The sequence below is a fragment of the Longimicrobium sp. genome, from assembly GCF_036399255.1.
Classification (GTDB): Bacteria; Gemmatimonadota; Gemmatimonadetes; order Longimicrobiales; family Longimicrobiaceae; genus Longimicrobium.
Genome location: NZ_DASWNM010000169.1, coordinates 1 through 18,394 on the forward strand (window position 1 = coordinate 1; position 18,394 = coordinate 18,394).

15 protein-coding genes are annotated in these 18,394 nt (G+C 68.1%); 11 read left to right on the forward strand and 4 right to left on the reverse strand.

Annotation, left to right across the window (positions count from 1 at the left end; translation table 11 throughout):
* The first annotated feature begins 563 nt into the window (after positions 1-563).
* Entirely contained in the window at positions 564-1,256 is a 693-nt protein-coding gene (locus VGC13_RS32190) for a hypothetical protein (protein WP_331129462.1), read from the forward strand.
* A gap of 110 nt (positions 1,257-1,366) precedes the next feature.
* Here VGC13_RS32190 and VGC13_RS32195 read toward each other — a convergent pair whose 3' ends face one another.
* Entirely contained in the window at positions 1,367-1,642 is a 276-nt protein-coding gene (locus VGC13_RS32195; RefSeq protein WP_331129463.1) for a DUF6289 family protein, read from the reverse strand.
* A gap of 559 nt (positions 1,643-2,201) precedes the next feature.
* Here VGC13_RS32195 and htpG point away from each other — a divergent pair.
* The 6 genes from htpG (at position 2,202) to VGC13_RS32225 (ending at position 9,180) form a co-directional block, all read left to right on the forward strand.
* A complete protein-coding gene (htpG, locus tag VGC13_RS32200) occupies positions 2,202-4,286 on the forward strand; it encodes a molecular chaperone HtpG (protein WP_331129464.1) in 2,085 nt (694 codons plus the stop codon).
* A gap of 1,627 nt (positions 4,287-5,913) precedes the next feature.
* On the forward strand, positions 5,914-6,273 hold the full coding sequence (locus VGC13_RS32205; RefSeq protein ID WP_331129465.1) for a hypothetical protein: 360 nt from the start codon (positions 5,914-5,916) through the stop codon (positions 6,271-6,273).
* 157 nt (positions 6,274-6,430) lie between these two features.
* On the forward strand, positions 6,431-6,805 hold the full coding sequence (locus VGC13_RS32210) for a hypothetical protein (protein WP_331129466.1): 375 nt from the start codon (positions 6,431-6,433) through the stop codon (positions 6,803-6,805).
* A gap of 109 nt (positions 6,806-6,914) precedes the next feature.
* Positions 6,915-7,274 carry a hypothetical protein gene (locus tag VGC13_RS32215; RefSeq protein ID WP_331129467.1) on the forward strand — a complete coding sequence of 120 codons (360 nt, stop codon included), beginning with the start codon at positions 6,915-6,917 and terminating at the stop codon, positions 7,272-7,274.
* Between the two features lie 428 nt (positions 7,275-7,702).
* Entirely contained in the window at positions 7,703-8,476 is a 774-nt protein-coding gene (locus VGC13_RS32220) for a toll/interleukin-1 receptor domain-containing protein (protein WP_331129468.1), read from the forward strand.
* Positions 8,477-8,895: 419 nt separating this feature from the next.
* On the forward strand, positions 8,896-9,180 hold the full coding sequence (locus VGC13_RS32225) for a hypothetical protein (protein WP_331129469.1): 285 nt from the start codon (positions 8,896-8,898) through the stop codon (positions 9,178-9,180).
* Positions 9,181-9,405: 225 nt separating this feature from the next.
* On the opposite strand, the gene VGC13_RS32230 is transcribed toward VGC13_RS32225, so the two are convergent.
* Together VGC13_RS32230 and VGC13_RS32235 are read right to left on the reverse strand one after the other, a co-directional pair.
* Positions 9,406-9,861 carry an META domain-containing protein gene (locus VGC13_RS32230; protein WP_331129470.1) on the reverse strand — a complete coding sequence of 152 codons (456 nt, stop codon included), beginning with the start codon at positions 9,859-9,861 and terminating at the stop codon, positions 9,406-9,408.
* 53 nt (positions 9,862-9,914) lie between these two features.
* On the reverse strand, positions 9,915-10,124 hold the full coding sequence (locus VGC13_RS32235; RefSeq protein ID WP_331129471.1) for a DUF2945 domain-containing protein: 210 nt from the start codon (positions 10,122-10,124) through the stop codon (positions 9,915-9,917).
* A gap of 199 nt (positions 10,125-10,323) precedes the next feature.
* Here VGC13_RS32235 and VGC13_RS32240 point away from each other — a divergent pair, with 199 nt between their 5' ends.
* From VGC13_RS32240 to VGC13_RS32250, 3 genes are all read left to right on the forward strand, one after another.
* A complete protein-coding gene (locus VGC13_RS32240; protein ID WP_331129472.1) occupies positions 10,324-11,319 on the forward strand; it encodes a hypothetical protein in 996 nt (331 codons plus the stop codon).
* Between the two features lie 761 nt (positions 11,320-12,080).
* On the forward strand, positions 12,081-14,477 hold the full coding sequence (locus VGC13_RS32245) for an alpha-amylase family glycosyl hydrolase (RefSeq protein WP_331129473.1): 2,397 nt from the start codon (positions 12,081-12,083) through the stop codon (positions 14,475-14,477).
* 87 nt (positions 14,478-14,564) lie between these two features.
* Entirely contained in the window at positions 14,565-14,786 is a 222-nt protein-coding gene (locus VGC13_RS32250; RefSeq protein ID WP_331129474.1) for a DUF2892 domain-containing protein, read from the forward strand.
* Between the two features lie 235 nt (positions 14,787-15,021).
* Here VGC13_RS32250 and VGC13_RS32255 read toward each other — a convergent pair whose 3' ends face one another.
* A complete protein-coding gene (locus VGC13_RS32255) occupies positions 15,022-16,473 on the reverse strand; it encodes a M48 family metalloprotease (RefSeq protein ID WP_331129475.1) in 1,452 nt (483 codons plus the stop codon).
* Between the two features lie 310 nt (positions 16,474-16,783).
* Here VGC13_RS32255 and VGC13_RS32260 point away from each other — a divergent pair, with 310 nt between their 5' ends.
* On the forward strand, positions 16,784-17,917 hold the full coding sequence (locus VGC13_RS32260) for a glycosyltransferase family 1 protein (RefSeq protein ID WP_331129476.1): 1,134 nt from the start codon (positions 16,784-16,786) through the stop codon (positions 17,915-17,917).
* Positions 17,918-18,394: the final 477 nt, after the last annotated feature.

Genomic DNA, 18,394 nt, shown 5'->3' on the forward strand with positions numbered 1-18,394 from the left:
GCGAGCTGCGGGGCGGCGCCTCCCTCAGAAAGTCAATCGCAGGGCGAGGTTTAGCAACACCCTCTCAGGGGTGTTGCCAACCCCCCAAACTCACGAAGAAGCGATGACTTCCTGAGGAGCGCACCACGTGTAACCCGATTCCACACAATCGCCTGCGCGCGACCGAAGGACCTCGTCTCGGTGGCGCAGGGGCCAGATCAGGGCACGGGACCAGCCCCGTCGTTCTGCCGGCGAGGTCCTTCGGCCGGCGCCATGGTGCAGTGTACAAGCGAGCTGCGGGGCGGCGCCTCCCTCAGAAAGTCAATCGCAGGGCGAGGTTTAGCAACACCCTCTCAGGGGTGTTGCCAACCCCCCAAACTCACGAAGAAGCGATGACTTCCTGAGGGAGCGCACCACGTGTAACCCGATTCCATACAATCGCCTGCGCGCGACCGAAGGACCTGCTCTCCGGCGAGGCGGCGCCGGCTCCATGCCGCGGGACCAGCCCCTCGTCGATCTTCCCGAGCGGGACAGACGCCGCAGAGGCGCCCGGCTTCACGCGAATCCGTTGCACACGCCGGCACATGATCCAGGAATCCGTACGGGAGATGAGCGCGGAGGAGCGGGCACCGCTCCGCGCCACGATGCAGCCGCCGGCGCTCAGGCCGCGGCCCCTCGTTTCGCGCGAGGGGTGGCTGATGGCCGCCGTCTGGCTGCTCGTGCCCGTGGTGCTCTGGCTGCGGGGTGAACGGTCCATCGGCGGATACGCGGGCGTGCTGGTGCTGGGTGCCGGGATCGCCGGGTATCACCTGGTTTCCACCGCTCGAGCAGCTGCCCGGCAGCGGCGGAATCACGCGACCCAGGCCGCGCGCGAGGCGCACGCGGCGCGGACGGAGCGTGATCGCGCGCGAATCCTCGAGGATGGGCGCGTGGTCGTAAAGCGCGTGCGCGCCGAGGCCGTGGTCGAGATCGAGGCGCTGGAGGATGAAGGGACGGGGTACGTCTTCGACGTGGGGGAGGGACGCGTCCTCTTCATCAAGGGGCCGGACGTGTTTCCCTCGGATGACGGGATGCCGTGGCCGAACACGGAGTTCGAAATCGTCCGCACGGCGGCGGAGGGCTGGCTTCTGGACGTTCACTGCCATGGAACGGCGCTTCCCCCGCTCCGGGTCGTTTCCAGGGACGACGTCGATCCGCAGAAGGGCTGGGACGAGCGCGAGGAGGTGCTGGAGATGAGCCTGGACGACGCGGTGCGGAGCATCCTCCGCAACCCGTGATCGACCGGCCGGTCTGCGGATGAAGGAAGGCCCGGTCCGCGTGTGCGGGACCGGGCCTTCCGGTTTGCATCTCTTCGAGTCAGGCGGTCGTCACGGCCGGGACCGACGGCTCAGATGCGGCACTCCAGCACCTTGATGCGCACGTGCGAGGTAACGGTCCCCCACTGCAGCGTCCAGGGTTCTCCGCAGCCTTCGGTGGCATGGCCCACCACCACGCTGAGAGAGGCGTCCGAGTAGTAGATGTAGTTGGTCTCCCCGCTGGACGCTTCGGCCTGCGAGGACGTCGCGGCCGATGCGGCGGACGCCGTCGCGCCGCCCGCCAGCAGGACGGCCGCGGCCATGGCCGCCAGCGAACGGCGCGAGAAGGTGCGGATGCGATGGATCATTGCTGACCTCTGCGTGAGAGAAGATGCGTGTCTCCCGCCGTCGGGTGTAGCGGCGGGTCCGCCCGGCGGGACCGATGGGATCGGGCCGCCGGGCGGCTTGCATTTGCATCGTATATCGTCCGTTAAGGATAATCAAGCTTCTTGTGCGGGAGGATGGACAGGTGTGCGGTGGATCGACATCGCGTTGCGTTCGTCTGTTATCGCTTGAGGACGCACAAGGATGCAGGGGCCGCACGGGATGGATCGCACCCGGCCTGCGCGGGCCTGATCCGCGCAACGACCAGGGAAGCTGACTTGGACTGGAAACAGCGCAATCGGGGCGGCTGGCTCACTCGCCTCTGGCCGATGGGACCACTCCCGTGATCGAAGACTCTCCTCGAATCACGATCGCCCCACCATCGGAGCCCATCGGAGCCGGAGGGAATCCACCCCCATCCGCCACTTGTTGCCCCCACGGCGGATTCACTAGATTTTCCGGCTCCCGCGGGCGCACGCGGCGCCGCGGAGCGTCGGTTGCCATCGACACACACATCATCAAGACAGCAACAGGAGGTTTAGCGTGGCTGAGCAGGCGCAGCAGTTCGCCTTTCAGGCCGAGGTGCAGCGGCTCCTCGACCTGGTGATCCACTCGCTCTACACCGACAAGGAAATCTTCCTTCGCGAGCTGGTCTCCAACGCGTCCGACGCCACCGACCGGCTGCGGTTCGAGGCGCTCACCAACCCCGATCTCCTTCCGGAGGGGCACGAGCCCAGGATCCGCCTGGTCCCCGACAAGGAGAACCGCACCCTCACCATCGAGGACGACGGCATCGGGATGACGCGCGACGAGGTGGTGCAGAACATCGGCACCATCGCCCGGTCGGGGACGCGCGAGGCGCTGGCGCAGCTCAAGGAAAAGGCCGCCGAGGGCGCCGAGCAGCTCATCGGCCAGTTTGGCGTGGGCTTCTACTCGTCGTTCATGGTGGCGGACCGCGTGGAGCTGGTCACCCGCAAGGCGGGGACGGACGGGGCCGTGCGCTGGGAATCGTCCGGCGGCGGATCGTTCACCGTGACGGAGGCGGAGCGCGACCGGCCGGGGACCACCATCACGCTGCACCTGAAGCCGGTGGACAGCGAGAACGGCATCGAGGACTACACCGACCGCTGGGTGCTGGGGCGCATCGTGCGGCAGCACGCGGACTTCATCACCTATCCCATCATCCTGCCGGCGGAAAAGCCGGAAGAGGCGCCGGAGGGCGAGACGCCGCAGCCGGAAAAGCCGCTCAACTCCATGAAACCCATATGGGCGCGGCCGCCCTCGGAGGTGACCAAGGAGGAGTACGCGGACTTCTACAAGCAGATCTCGCACGACTGGTCGGAGCCGCTGGAGACCATCCACACCCGCGCCGAGGGGCTGGTGGAGTACCAGGCGGTGCTCTTCGTTCCCTCCAAGGGGGCGATGGACCTGTACTACCCCGGCTTCAAGCCCAGCCTGCGCCTGTACGTAAAGCGCATGCTGGTGCGCGAGAACAGCGAAGAGCTGCTGCCGCGGTGGATGCGCTGGGTGCGCGGCGCGGTGGACAGCCCGGACCTGCCGCTGAACGTGTCGCGCGAGATGCTGCAGAGCGACCGCCATGTCCGCCAGATCCGCCGCGCGCTCACCAAGAAGGTGCTCGACACCCTCAAGAAGCTGCTGGAGAGCGACCGCGCGAAGTACGAGACGTTCTGGCGCGAGCTGGGGCGGGCGGTCAAGGAAGGGGTCGACAGCGACTTCGAGAACCGCGACGCGCTGCTGAACCTGCTGCTGTTCGGCTCGTCGCGCGAGGCGGAGGCGCTGGGCACGCTCAAGGAGTACGTGGAGCGCATGCCCGAGGGGCAGGCCGACATCTGGTACCTCACGGGCTCGTCCCGCGAGCAGATCGAGAACTCGCCCGCGCTCGAGGCGTTCCGCGACCGCGGCTGGGAGGTGCTGTACCTGGTCGACCCGGTGGACGAGCTGGTGGTGCAGTCGGTGACGGAGTTCGAGGGGAAGAAGCTGCGCTCGGCCGGCAAGGGCGCGGTGGAGCTGGAGGAGGGCGAAAAGAAGGACTCCGCCGACGAAAAGAAGAAGGAGTTCGAGCCCTTCCTTGGCGCGCTGCAGAAGCGCCTGGAGACGTGGGTCAAGGAGGTGCGCCTCTCCGGCCGCCTGACGAAGTCGCCCGCCGTGCTGGTGGTGGCGGAGCACGACTACTCGCCGCAGCTGGAGCGCCTGCTGTCGCAGGGCCGCGACGGCGTCCGCCAGCGCCGCATCCTGGAGCTGAACGCCGGCCACGCGCTGGTGCAGGGCCTTCGCCGCCGCTTCGACGCCAATCCCAACGACGCCACCGTGGGCGACTACGCGGAGCTCCTGCTGGGGTGGTCGCTGCTGGCCGAGGGCAGCGAGCCGCACGACCCCGTGCGCTTTACCCAGCTCGTCGCCGGTTTGATGGAGACGGGGCTGGATGCGGCGCCGGTGTCCGCATCGCCCGCCGAGAGCGCAGCGGAGCCCGCCGCCCAGGAGCCGGCGGATCCGGCGCCGGCCACGGATGCCACCGATCCAGAGCCTGCTTCCGCCGAGCCCTCGTCCGAAGCGTCCGCCACGTCCGCCGAACCGGTGGCGGAGGAACCCGCCGCGAGCGCGGACTGACGCTGTCCGAGCGCCTGCACCGCGACGGAGCCTCTCCCGATGCGATCGGGGGAGGCCCGTCCGGGGATCAGGGCAAAGAAAGAACAGGTCTCATATCACACAGAGGCGCGGAGGAAGCTCTCCTCCGCGCCTCTGTGTGATACCGGATCCGGGAAAACAACACCTTTATGGGTACAGAGGAACAGAGTCAGACAGAGGACCCAAGATGATATCTCAACTCGCTTTCTCTGTCTGACTCTGTTCCGCTGTACGATTATTCTTTTTCAGGATCTGGTATGAGATCTCGTGTCCTCCGCGACGGGATCAGCCCTGGTCGTTGCAGGTAGAGGTGCAGGGAGAGTCCGGGTTCGCGTGGCTGTTGCCACCGCCGCCGCCGGTTCCGCCGCAGCCGGGATGGCAGGTGTACTCGTAGCAGGTGCCGCCGCAGCTCTGCTCCGTGGCCCCGCACGGCCACCCTGCGCCGTCGCACGTTTCCGATTCGTAGCAGTCTTCCCAATACAGCGAAGCATGGGCGTGCACAGTGCCGCGCGCCTGGGGCGTGCCCGCGGTAGGGAACGATTCAACGACCAGCCGCCCGTGCCGGCCGAGCCGGAGGCCACGACACCTGAGGCCGCGGAAGAGACGGCGGCGAGCGCCGACTGATCTCTCCCCGTCCGGCGCGCACGGCACAAAGCCCTCTCCCGATGCGTTCGGGGGAGGGCTTTGCGCACCGCGGCGAGAAATCACCCGCAGGGGTGTAGATCACCGCACTCGCTTCTTGGGCGGTCCATTCTTTCGGCCGCCGCCAGATTCCTTGTCGGGTACTTTGCTCGGCCAGCCCGGGTCTCCACCCCCGCCGCTGCCTCCGCCGCCGGATTTGCCGCCTCCGGTACCACCCGCCTGCCCGGTCTTCGGGTCCGCCATGTTACCCCCTCCGGATCGAGAGATGAATTTCGCACCGTCCTGATGGGTGCATTTTTCGTGCGGAGACCGCGTGCGGCAGGACCGGCTGCTGGCTCGTTCCGGCGTGCCCGTCCCTCGGCCCGGCCGGGGGAGGGAGTCGGTTTCCCGGTACGTGCCTGCACGAGCCGGAACAGGCTTCCCGCGGAAGCCGGCAGTGCAGGAAGAAGAGCGTGGCTCTGTTGACTCTGCTGGGCCCTGTGTGACACAGGCGGTCTTCCTTGCCGCGGGGGCAGCCGGGCGGGGAGTGTCGTTCCTGGACCTGGATCTTCAGTTCTGATCGCGTGACCCAAAGACGAGAAGCCCTCTCCCGCCGCCAGCCGGGGGCGGGCTTCTTCCCTGTACCCTGCTCCGGCGAGCCACATCGGGCGGATTGGACCCTCATTTTCCGCTAAGGAATGGCGGAGTACGCACGATTGGCGGGGGTTCAGGGGTGGTTGAGAGCCAGGTTGAGAGGCACGGAGAAACAGGTTGAGCCCGGCGGCGCATTCTTGTCGCGTCACGGCCGGCGAACCGCCGCGCCTTACCAGCCGGGCTCCAGGACGCCCGCTCACCACCCACCACCCGGACGGGAGAAAGGAAACACGCCCGCCACCCCTTTGAACACACGCGGCTTCACGGGCACCGCTCTTACGGCGAAGTACCTCATCCATGCAGGCAACCAGTCACGAACACAGGGAGAACCACCATGGCATACGGCGCTTACATGAGCATCAAGAACACGATGTCCACCCCGGCCACCATGACGCTCGGGGAGGTGCACTGCTTCTACGACCATGGGGAAGAAGGATCGAATCCGTCGATCTTCGATGGTGCCGTCATCGCGCCGGGAGGCACGTTCCCCCCGGGCGGCCCGCAGTACATCGAGGCCAAGGGAAGCGGGACCTGCGCCATCGCTTCCTCGTTCTTCGACCTGGGGGTGAAGGGCGGCAGCGTTGTGCAGGTGCAGGAGGGGCAGCACGAGTACATCGTCCGCTCGGCCCCCGGGATCTCGCCCAACGTCCAAAACACCGATCCGCAGGCCAAGATCACGATCACCCTGCACTGACGTCGGCTCGGCCGAGGCCGCGCAGTCCGAGCAGGGCGGAAAACGGGGCCGCCGCATGGCGGCCCCGGACCGCGCGTCGCGCGGTGGGCGAGCCTCATCCTTCTTCTTTCACGCAGTTTCAACCATAGGGAGCGACACCATGGGTTTTGGCGCTTACATGAGGATCAAGAACCTCAGGTCCACCCCGGCCACCACCACGATCGCGAACGTAACGTGCTACTACGACCACGGGGAGGAAGGATCGAATCTGTCGATCTTCAATGATGCCGTCATCGCGCCGGGAGGCTCGTTCCCCCCGGGCGGCCCGCAGTACATCGAAACCAAGAGAAGCGGGACCTGCGCCACCGCTTCGTCGCTCTTCGACCTGGGAGTGAAGGGAGGCAGCGTCGTGCGGGTACAGGAGCTACAAGGCAACTACATCATCTCCTCTGCCCCCGGGATCTCAATGAGCTTCAACAACGGCGGCTCGCCGGCCACCATCCTCATCACCCTGTTCGACGGCAGCTCGGCCGAGGCCGCGCAATCCGAGTAGGGCGGGGAACGGGGCCGCCGCATGGCGGCCCGGACCGCGCGTCACGCCGTGGGCGAGCCTCTCCTTCTTCTTTCACGCAGTTTCAACTTCAACCATAGGGAGCGACACCATGGGTTTTGGCGCTTACATGCGGGTCACCAACAACAAGTCGACGCCGGTGACCACGCTGATCAACGACGTCGAGTGCATGTACGACAGCGGGGAGGGCGGTTCGAATCCGTCGTACTTCAACAATCTCACCATTCCGCCGGGGCAGACGCTTCCGTCCGGCGTCGGCCAGTACATCGAGGCCAAGGACAGCGGCACCTGTTTCTTCGTGTCCTCGCACTTCACGCTGCAGGTGATCGGCGGCAACGCGGTGTTCATCACCGAGTCGGGCCACAGCTACTCCGGCGAGTCCGCCACGGGGGTTGCCGTGCACATCGACAACAGCGGCGACCAGGCTCAGATCGACATCAGGATCAGCTGACGCCGTCCAGGCCCATGGCCACGACGACGAGCCCTCCCCCGGCGCGGCCGGGGGAGGGCTTCGGTTGAACGAGATGGAAACCCACGGAGCCGGCGCGTCGTTGCGGGTGGAGGTGCAGGCCCGGTTCGGCCGCCATGACTCTGGCCCTGACGCGTTCCGCGGATGAGCCGTTGACGCGTGCGGCTCGCCCGGCGCCGGCGGCCGGGGACGCCTTCGCCGCCGCCGTCCCCCGAGCGCGCGCGCAGGCCGCGTCTCAGGCGGAGCGGCGCAACGAGGCGAAGGGCAGACTCCGCTCGTTCGTCCAGACGTACTCGAGACCCTCTCCCGGCGCGGTCCGGGGGAGGGCCTTTTCGCGGTTGCCCGCGCCGGACCGGTTGATTGGAGAAAAAAATTCGGGTGCTTGCGCCGGATCGTGCCTGCTCCTACTAATGAATCGTCTTGTAGTGAGCTATCCCGAAAGGACAATCGTGGATGCTGTCTTGCTTCTCCATCATCCAGCGGACAGGAAGTTCGCGCGCGGGCTTGCGGCTCGCGTCGCGGCCCTGGGCGCCGTGGTCTGGCTGGACGCGGGCGGACGTTGGGCCGGCGACCCGCTCGCGGTCCGCGTGCGTGCGGCGGTCGCGGCGGGGGCCCGCGGGTCGCTCGCCATCGTGTCGGGCGATTCCCTCCGCTCTCCCTGGATGAAGGAGCTGGCGTCCGCCGGTCCGTCCCGGGATCGCGTGCTGCCGGTGGTGATCGGCCCAGGCGAGCTGCCCGGCTGGATGGCGGAGGGCCCATGGGCCGATTTCCGCGACCCGCAAGCGTTCGACGCGGCGGTGGCCGACCTGGCCGGGATGCTGGATCTTCCGGCGGGCGGGGGCTCCGGGATCGCCATCGAGTGGACCGATGACGGGCCGGGGATCTTCGATGCCGGCGTGGTCGTCCTGCCGCCGGAGGGGCGGGCGCTGCTGGAGTCCTGGGCCGCGTCGCTCCCCGGGCTCATCGCCCAACAAAGGGAGAGCGGGGTGCAGGCGGAGGAGATCGGCCCGGCGGCGAGCCTGCTGGCCGTGACGCGCGCGTTCGGCAGTGCGTACGGCCGCGTCCCGAGCCCGCTGGAGCTGGCGGCCGGGACCTCGGAGCTCGCCCGCAAGTTCAACCTGCTCTACCTGTTCTTTCTGGCGATCTACCCGCACGCCCGAGCCGCCGGGGAGCAGGGTGCGTGATCCCCGCCGTGCGCAGGGCCCTTTCTGGTGGTCGCCGGAAAGGGCCTGGTCCGTTTGCGGAACAGGTGCCGACCGCTTGCTCCGGCACCGTTCAAGGGGCAGTGTTATCGGTGCGGGAGCCAATCCGTTCATTTGCAATGTCATGCGAGCGCTCATGAGTGAGACTCTTGTAATGTTGGCCCAAGCTGCAGCCAACCGGATTGCCGTGGCTAAGGCAGACGGAGTTTTACGATCCACGCCTCACGCGTTCGTTAATGCCACGCTCGGTGGCTTTCGTTATGGAGAAGAAGGATCTGCGTACGTGGCATCGGGATCAAGCTGGACCTGCTCCTTCAGCGTTTGTATCATTATTGTCTGAATGTATGTCTTCGGGGACGGATCGCCGCCTCGTCGCCAGCCGCCTTTGGAGAAAGGGACCCATGCGCAAGCTGAAGCTGAACCTGGAGCGCCTGCAGGTAGAGACGTTCGATACGGCCGCGCGGCCGGAGGAGCGCGGCACCGTTCGAGGCGCGGGCGCCACGTACAACGCCGAGTGCCAGACGTGGGAGAATCCCTGGTGCGGCTACCAGACGTACGAGATCGCCAGCTGCGGCGGCGGATGCACCGGCACCGGGACGGGTACGGGCGGAACGGTGGGCGGCAATCCAAGCGACTGCGGCGGCAACACCTGCCTGTACGCATCGTGCGACGGATACACCTGCTGACGGGCGGTACAGGGGAACAGAGTCAGACAGGAGCCAGGATGATATCTCGACTCGCTTTCTCTGTCTGACTCCGTTCCTCTGTACGATGATCCTTTTGCGGGACCTGCCATGAGCGCACGCCGGAGACCGGGTCACCCTGGTGGTGTGCTGCTGCCGCGATGAAGCCCTCCTCCGACGTGGCCGGGGGAGGGCTTCATCACAGCAAGGCCCGCAGGCGTCAGGCTGCTATTCGGCGGTCCTGCTCAGCTGCGCCACGGCCTGGTCGCCGGCGTACAGCACCAGCATCTCGGCGGTGGCGGTAAAGCGCGTGGTGGATTCCAGCGCCCGCAGGTAGGCCGTCTCCTGGCGGTTGGCGGCCTCGTCCGCGCACGCGCGGCGGGTGGAGACCAGCGGTCCGAAGCGCAGCGCCGCGCCGTCCTGCGTGTACGGGCCGCTGAACTGGTTGCAGCCGCCGTCGCCGCTGGCGCGCGCCTCGCCGGCCGCGAACTCCAGCGTAGGCGTGGCGTTCCCAAGTCCGGGAACCGGCGCCTGCCCGTTCAGCTCCGCCAGCGTCCAGCGGGTGCCCGCCAGCGGCTCTCCCTCGCCGCCCGCACCCGCCACCCGCGGCCCCATGCACGCGGCCAGGGCCAGGATCATCATCCCCAGCCACGGCAGGCGTGCAACTCCAGCCCATCTCCTCATCGTCTCCGCTCCTTGTCCGAAGGGGTCGGGCGGGAGCGTGCGGCTCCCGCGCGCTACCGGCGGCGCAGCTCGTCGGGCCTGTGCGCCGCTTCCTTGCCGCTCTTGTCGCTCTTGACCAGGTACTGCGGATCGTCGGGCGTGGCGGCGGCCTTGTGGCCCTTGACGTGGGTTTCCGACGTCAGCTTGCGCTCCACGGTGCCGTGCGTTTCGCCCTGCGGCGTATCCCACGCCACGTGGTCGCCCTTCTTGAACTCCTTCGCCATCCTCACCTTGCCGTACAGGGTGCATTCTCCGGACCGGCCGGCGGTGTTCAACCTTTGTGCCGGGTTGGGATCGCCCGATCATCCGCATCCCCATCATCCATGAAACCGGGGCCGGTACCGCCGGGTACGCCGTGAGCCCGATCCCGCCGGACGGCGGAGGGTCACGACGGACGGATTTGCCTGCTTCGGGGAGGCATGGATGCGGCTTTTGAACGGCGCGCTCGGCATGGTGCTCTGGCTTTGCGCGGCTCCGCTGCACGCGGATGCCCGGCAGGCCGCGCCCGACACGGCGCGGCTGCGCGAGGCGCTCGCCGAGGCGTTCGGCGAGAGCTTTCAGATCGTGCGCACGGAGCTGCGCGGCGGGCTCGCGGAGCGAAGCGGCACCTTCTGGCTGGTGCACGCCCGCCCGCGCCGCGGCGGCGACTACGAGCTCCGGTACCGCTACGACTACCGCGACCACGCGCGGCCGCACGACCCGCTCTACACGCACGTGGAGCACACGTCGTCCATCCGGGTGGGGGAGCGGGGGTGCTGGCGCCGGCGCGAGGGCAAGGACGTGTGCCTGGACGATACCCTCATCCTTCCCTTCGTCGTGAACGACTACACGGGCCACACGTTCACGGTGGGACGGCGCGGGTCCTCCGCCGGGGCGGGGGAGACGCGGGCCCCGCCGGTGGAAGACGCGGCGGAGGTGGATTCCGTCCCCAACCCGCTCTCGGCGCACCTGGAGTACCTGGGCAGCCACAGCTCCGAGATGCTGCACCGCAACGGCGGCAGCACCACCGTCTGGACGGCCGAGTTCCGGGCCGCCGCGCCGGGGCGCTTCAACCTTTCGCCGTGGCAGACGGATTCGCCGGCGGGGTCCATCCCCATCGTCGTCGTTCCGCGCGGGGAGCCGGTGACGGTGCTGCTCGCCGGCGAAACGGTGGTCGGCACGGACCGGGTGCGGGGATTCTCGTCCCACGGCGGCAACCAGTACGTCACCACGCTGATGCTGCTGCAGCCGGGCGACCGCATCTCGGTTCCGTATCGTCACCTGACGACCTCCGCCCGCCAGGAGCGCGAGCACGGCTCCCCGGCCGCGCGGACGCAGGACTCCGCGCCGGTCATCACCCGCTTTCCGTTTCACCTGGACGCGGGACAGCGGTTCAACGCCTGGATCGCCGAGCACCTTCCGGCGGCGCCCGCCCGCTGATCCACTCCCGTGCCAGCAAGGGGGAAGCCCGTCTCCGATGCCGACGAGGAAGGGCATCCTTCACCTTCCGCCGGAGAACCGGCGCGGCCCCGCGTCGGCCGCGCGGCGTTCCGGCGCCGACGCAGAGCACCAGCACGGTGTGATGCCGGATCCGGGAAAACAACACCTCCATGGGTACAGAGGAACAGAGCCGGACAGAGGAACCGGGATTATATTTCAACTCGCTTTCTCTGTCTGACCCTGTTCCTCTGTACGATCATTCTTTTCCAGGATCTGGTATGAGAGTGTGTTTAAGAATCCCTGCGCTCTCGCCGGTCTGTCATTTCGAAGGAGGCGCCACACCGCACCGTCGGCTCGCACGAAATCCTGCGCGCCGACTGAGAAATCTACTGTCTGCTGCTGGTGCCCCATCGTACCGCTCCGGCACTGGCCCTGTCCGCCCGTGTCGTAGCCGCGAGTTCAGCACGGGCTGCCGCGTCTGCCCTCCAGCAATCCGACAGTAGATTCCTCGGCCCTGCAACCTCTGGTGTGAAAGCAGGCTACGGCGTGGCCGGGCCTCGGAATGACAGCGCTGGTAGATCTGCCTGGATGCGCAGCCTCGGATTCTTGAACACGCTCTGAGGCCGCGGCCCGCGGTGGACCGGAGTCTGGCAGCCTCGTCCACGCACGCCGGCTGCTACACGCCATGGCGGAGAGAGTGCGGTCCAGGCATCATTGGGGAGATCGGCGGCTTTGGGCGGAGACAAGGGAGAAAGAGGATCATGATCGAGGTGCGTTTTACCTACCTGACCGGGCTCAAGCGGCCCCTCTTTCACAACGCGCGGCTCCGGGGAAGCTGGGACGCGAACGGCCGCTACGCGGGCGACTGGACCGACCGGCCCATGCAGGCGGTCACGGCCGAGGACGGCTGTCCCGCGTTCACGGCCACGGTGCAGCTGGACGAGTCGGGCATCGGGCAGGTGTTTCGCTGGGGCGTGGCGCTGGACGGCCCGGCGGGGGCCGGCGTGTGGGCGATCCCCACCGAAACCCCGCACACGGACGAGCAGCGCCGGTACCGCGAGTTCACGCTGGACGGCGCCGCGGGCCGGCACGAGCGCTTTCACCTTACCTACAGCCGGTGGCTGGGCGCGCAGAAGCACCACGCGGAGGGCCAGGCGCCGGCCCTGCGCTTCGCCGTCTGGGCGCCCAACGCCGGCGCGGCCGACGTCGTCTTCTCCGCCCCCACGCACGGGTACGTGGCCGACGACGGGAGCGGGATCGACCCCGCCATGCCCGTCATCCCCTTGCACCGGCGGGCGGAGGGGATCTGGGAGAGCGACCCGGTGGCGGACTTCGCGGCCTTCACCGGCGCGCCGTACATGTTCCGCATCCGCAACGCGCAGGGGCAGACCGTCTACCGCACCGACCTTCACTCGCGCTGGCAGATCGGGCGCGGAGACGTGGACCCCGCGCGCGCCCCCTGGAACGGCGACCCCCACGTGCTGGACGGCGGGGTAAGCTGCAGCGTGGTCATCGACCAGGACGTGGTGCGCCAGGAGTTCGAGCCCGCCGCCACCCCGCCCGCGCTGATGAGCGACGACGACTTCTGGGCCGGCGAGTTCACCCCCGGCCGTCCCGTTCCCACGCGGGTCGAGGACCTGGTCATCTACGAGCTGCACATCGGCTCGCTGGGGTTCGGCGGCCCCGGCCCGGGGACGCTGGCGGACGCGATGGCGTTCCTGGACTACCTGGTTGACCTGGGGGTGAACGCGGTGGAGCTGCTGCCCATCTCGGAGTTCTCCGGTAACCTGGGGTGGGGGTACGGCGACACCCACCACTTCGTCATCGAGTCCAGCGCGGGCGGGCGCGACAAGTACAAGCACTTCGTGCGCGAATGCCACCGCCGCGGCATCGCCGTCATCCAGGACGTGGTCTACAACCATTTCGACCCCAACGCCGAGCGGGCGGAGTGGCAGTACGACTCGACCCTGCCGGAGCAGAACATCTACTACTGGTACCAGGGCGCCAGCGCCGGCTACGCCGATCCCAACGGCGGGTACGTGGACAACGGCTCCACCGGGTGGACGCCGCGCTTCCGGGAAGAGCCAGTGCGGCACCTGTTCACCAGCAGCGCGGCGGAGTTCGTGGAGGAGTTTCACGTGGACGGCCTGCGGGTTGACCTGACCCAGGCCATCCACCGCGACAACGTGCTGCACGCCGACGGCAGCGGGGTGGGCGCGGCCAACCTGTTCGGGCAGAAGTTCCTGCGCGAGTGGAGCCGCACCCTGCGCATGGTGCGCCCCTCGGTGATGCTGATGGCCGAAGACCACACGGGATGGGACGCCGTGACGAAGCTGCCCGACGCGGGCGGCCTGGGGTTCGACTCCACCTGGTTCGCCGCGTTCTACCACAACCTCATCGGCGACGCCGACGCCGCCCCGTGGGACGCCGCCCGGCTGCTGCGCCAGGCGGGCACGGGGAGCGACGGTCCGCTGGCGATGGGCCGGTTCGCGGCCGAGCTGTACGCCAGCCGGTTCAGCAGGGTGGTGTACCACGAGTCGCACGACGAGGCGGGGAACGCGGGCGGAAGCATGCGGACGGCGAAGGTGGCGGTGGGGAACGCGCCGCTGGCGGGCGCCACGCGCGCGTACGCCGAGGCGCGCTGCCGGGTGGTGGCGGGGCTCTCGCTGCTTTCCGCCGGCACGCCCATGTTCTTCATGGGCGAAGAGGTGGTGGCGCAGAACCTCTACAAGTACGACAACATCCTCCAGGCCCGCGAAGACCTGCACGGCGAGCGGGCGGGGGCCGGGGCCAACATGTTCCGCTTCTACCGCGAGCTCATCGCGCTGCGCCACGCGCACCCGGCCGTCCGCTCGCACGAGATCGACGTGATCCACGCGTACGATCCCACCCGCGTGCTGGCCTTTACCCGGCGGCAGGCGCAGAGCGAGCTGCTGGTGGTGGCCAGCCTGAACAACCAGCCGTTCCTGAACGGCTACGTCCTGCAGACCGGCTGGGGGCGCCTGCCGGCGGGGATGTGGCGCGAGATCTTCAACAGCGACTCGGCGGCGTACGGCGGAAGCGACGTGGGCAACTACGGCGCATCCCTCCCCTCGGACGGCGCGCGGCTGGAGCTGCGGCTTCCCGCGAACGGGTTCGTGGTGCTGCAGCGGCTCTGATCCCCGGAACCCCTGGCGCGGGGCCGGTCCGCAACCTGCCTTGACGGACAGCGTGCAGAGGCGGATCGACATCCAGGAGGAATGACGATGAGGGAGAACGTGGGCGGGGCGGACCGGCTGATGCGGGTGGTCGCGGGGCCGGCGCTCCTGGCGCTGGGCTACGCAAAGCTGGGCGGCAGGGGCGGCACGCTCCCCGGGCTGCTGGCGATGCTGAGCGGCGCGCTGATCACGGAGACGGCGATCACGCGCGTGTGCCCGGTCAACGAGGCGCTGGGGGTGGATACGGCGCGCAGGATCCAGATCCGCTGAGCGAGCCGTCTCCTGCTCATATCGAATCCGGAAAAACAACACCTCGATAGGTACAGAGGAACAGAGTCAGACAGAGGGCCAAGATGATATTTCAGCTCGCCTTCTCTGTCTGACTCTGTTCCTCTGTACGATTATTCTTTTTCAGAATCACACGAAAGAAGCAGAGGAAGCGGAGTGACGTTCTCTGCTTCCTCTGCTGCCTCTACGTGAGAAATTCTGTTGCCGGGCTCGCGGATTACTGGGCCACGACGCGCTTCCACTGGCCGGCGGGGAGCACGGACGTGGGGCCCTCCACCTGGTTCAGGATGGCCAGCTCCGGCAGCGGAATCACCGACGGGTGCTGGCGGTTGAAGTCGGAGAGCGTCATCTGCCGCGTGGTGCGCACGACGTCGATGCGGTTGGGGCGCACGTTCAGCACGGCGGGGTCGGTGACCTGGTCAAAGCTGCCGATGACCTGGCGAAACGCGGGCTCGTAGCGGTTGAACGCCTGCGACGGCGTGTACGCCAGCACCTGGAAGGTGCGGCCGTTGTGCTCGATGAACGCCACCATCCCGGTCAGGATCCCCTGCTGCGTCTGCGCCTGGAAGTACGAGACCACCGCCGGGTTGCCGTTCACGTTCTGCCGCCCGCCCTGCCCGGCGCGCAGCCCCTGCTGCGACAGGAAGCGGCGCGCGGCGTCCTCGGCGTTGGCGCCCTGCGCCAGCGTAAGCTGCAGCACCGCGTCCTGCTGCGGCGCCAGCGCGTTGACGGCCTGCGGCATGTTCTGCGTGCGCCACCCCTGCGGAAAGCCGATGCGAAAACGCATCTCGGGGTGCAGGAACACGCCGCCGCGAAAAAAGCCCTGCCGCGGGTCGTCGCCGTACACCATGCCGTTGATGCGGGCCAGGTACGCCTCGCGCCCGGTGTTCAGCGGGCCGCGCGTGACGGTGTCGGCGCGGGCCTGCGCGGCGCGGATGCGCTCGGGCTCGGCCGGGTGCGACGCCAGCCACGACGGGATTTCGCTGCGCCCCGACGCCTGCCCGATGCGCATGAGGGTGGCGAAGATGTCGTCCATCTCGCGGATCTCGAAGCCCTCGCGCAGGGCGTAGCGAAAGCCCAGCTCGTCCGCCTGCCGCTCGGCGTCGCGCCCGTAGCTCAGGAACAGCAGCTGCATTCCCGTCTGCGCCAGGCCCCCGAAGGTCTGCGCCGCCTCGGGAAAGAAGATGCTGCCCACCCCCAGCCCCAGCTGGGCCAGCTGCCCGCGGCTGATCTGGGTCACCGAGTGCCGTGCCGTCACGTGGCCGATCTCGTGCCCCAGCACCGCGGCCATCTCGGCCTCGGAGTCCATCAGGTCCATCATCCCCCGGGTCAGGAAGATGAAGCCGCCGGGAAGGGCGAACGCGTTGGGCGTGGCGTCGTCCACCACCCGGAAGGTCCAGGGCAGGTTGGGCCGCTCCGACTCGCGGGCCAGCTGCTCGCCCACGCGCTGCACGTAGTCCTGCAGCGGCTGGTTGTCCACCAGCCCCAGCTGCTGCCCCACCTCCTGCGCGGCCTGCCGCCCCATCTGGATCTCCTGCGCCTCGGAGACCAGCGCCAGCTGCCGCCTGCCCGTCACCGGGTTCACCGCGCACCCCGCCGCCAGCACGCACGCCAGCCCCGCCGCGGCGCACCCGCGCGCCCTTCTCCCGAACATCCGGTCGATGAACATCGTCCCCTCCTCGATCGCTCCCGCCTCGTCCCCGGGCACGGGTGGGGCAAGAAGCACACCTTTTCGCCACATCCCCAACAGCACGCCTCACGCAGAGACGCGGAGAAAACAGGTTCATCTTCTCTCTCTCCACCTCTCCGCGCCGCGGCCCGATACCGAATCCGGGACAACAACACCTTCATGGATACAGAGGAACAGAGCCAGACAGAGGAACCAGGATGATATTTCAGCTCGCGTTCTCTGTCTGACTCTGTTCCTCTGTACGTTTATTCTTTTTCAGGATCTGGCGTGAGGCATGTCTTCTGAGCTCTTGCGATCCGCACGCGGGGCGGGCTACCTGAGCGGGATGGCGACCCTTTCCATCGACTGCCGGCAGCTCACGCAGGCCGGCGTCGGCACCTACCTGCACCAGCTGCTGCCCCGGATCATGGAGGCGGCGGCCGGCCACCACTTCCAGCTCCTGGGAGATCCGGACGTCATCCGGGCCCAGGCGTGGAGCCGCCCGGCGCGGGTGACGCGGCTTTCCTCGCGCATTGTGTCCGTCGCGGAGCAGGTGGAGCTTCCGGCCCGGATCAGCCGCGACGCGGGGCTGTTCTGGGCGCCGCAGTACAACGCGCCGCTGCTGTACCGCGGGCAAATGGTGGTCACCATCCACGACGTGCTCCCCGCCACCCGCACACAGCTGGTGTGGGGGGCGCACCGGCGCGCGGCGGCGCGGCTGGCCATCCGGCAGATCGGGCGCCGCGCCGCCGCCCTCCTCTGCGTCTCCGCCTTTACCGCGGACGAGCTGGCCCGGGTCACGGGGCGGCGCCATCCCGCGCTGCACGTGGTGCGCTCGGGGGTGGCCCCCGACTGGTTCCACATCCCCCCGGGCCCGCGGCCGCACCCCCGGCCCTACTTTCTGGCCGTGGGCGACGTAAAGCCGCAGAAGAACTACCCCGCGCTGCTGCGGGCCCATGCGTCGCTGGCCGCCGCCCTTCCCCACGACCTGGTGATCGTGGGGCGGACGGAGGGGTTCGTGAGCGGCGATCCCGGCGCGGTGCGCCTGGCTCGCGACGCAGGCGGGCGCGTGGTCTTCGCCGGGCGCGTGCCGCACGACTTGCTGCGGCAGTACTACCGGCACGCCGAGGCGCTGGTCTTTCCATCGCTGTACGAGGGGTTCGGGCTGCCGCCGCTGGAGGCCATGGCGGCCGGGGTCCCGGTGATCGCCTCCAGCGCCGCGGCGATTCCCGAGGTCTGCGGCGACGCGGCGCTCTACTGCGATCCGCACCGTCCCGCGGACATCGCGGCGGCGATGCGGCGGCTGGCGGGGAGTTCCGAACTGCGGGAGGAACTGGTGGAGAAGGGAAGAGCCCGGGCGCGGCGGTTCACGTGGGAGCGCGCCGCGGCGGAGACGTGGGCGGTGATGGAGGGGGTGCTTGGGGGGGTAGGGAGTAGGGAATAGGGAATAGGGAATAGGGAATAGGGAGTAGGGAATAGGGAATAGGGAATAGGGAATAGGGAATAGGGAAAAGAAAGCCTCACACAGAGTTAGCAGAGTCAACAGAGTTTTTTCGTGGCGTCAGCCCGTGCTCCCGCGGTGATCCGAATCTGGATGGCCGGTCATCATTCCACCGGACTGCCTGTCCTCACGCAGAGGCCAGATACCAGATCAGGAAGACAATACCTCATGAGTACAGAGGAACAGAGTGAGACAGAGGAACCAGGATGATATTTCGGCTCGCTTTCTCTGTCTGACCCTGTTCCTCTGTACGATCATTCTTTTTCAGGAGCTGGTATGAGCCTCGCTTATTCACCACGGCGGAAGCATTGCTCTTTCAGCGGGATCTCAAGACGGCGCAAAGGATTGTGCTGGCTTCCCGGATGATTTATCGCAAGGGCCCCCTACCCCCAGCTTGACGCTGCGGCGCCGCACATCTCC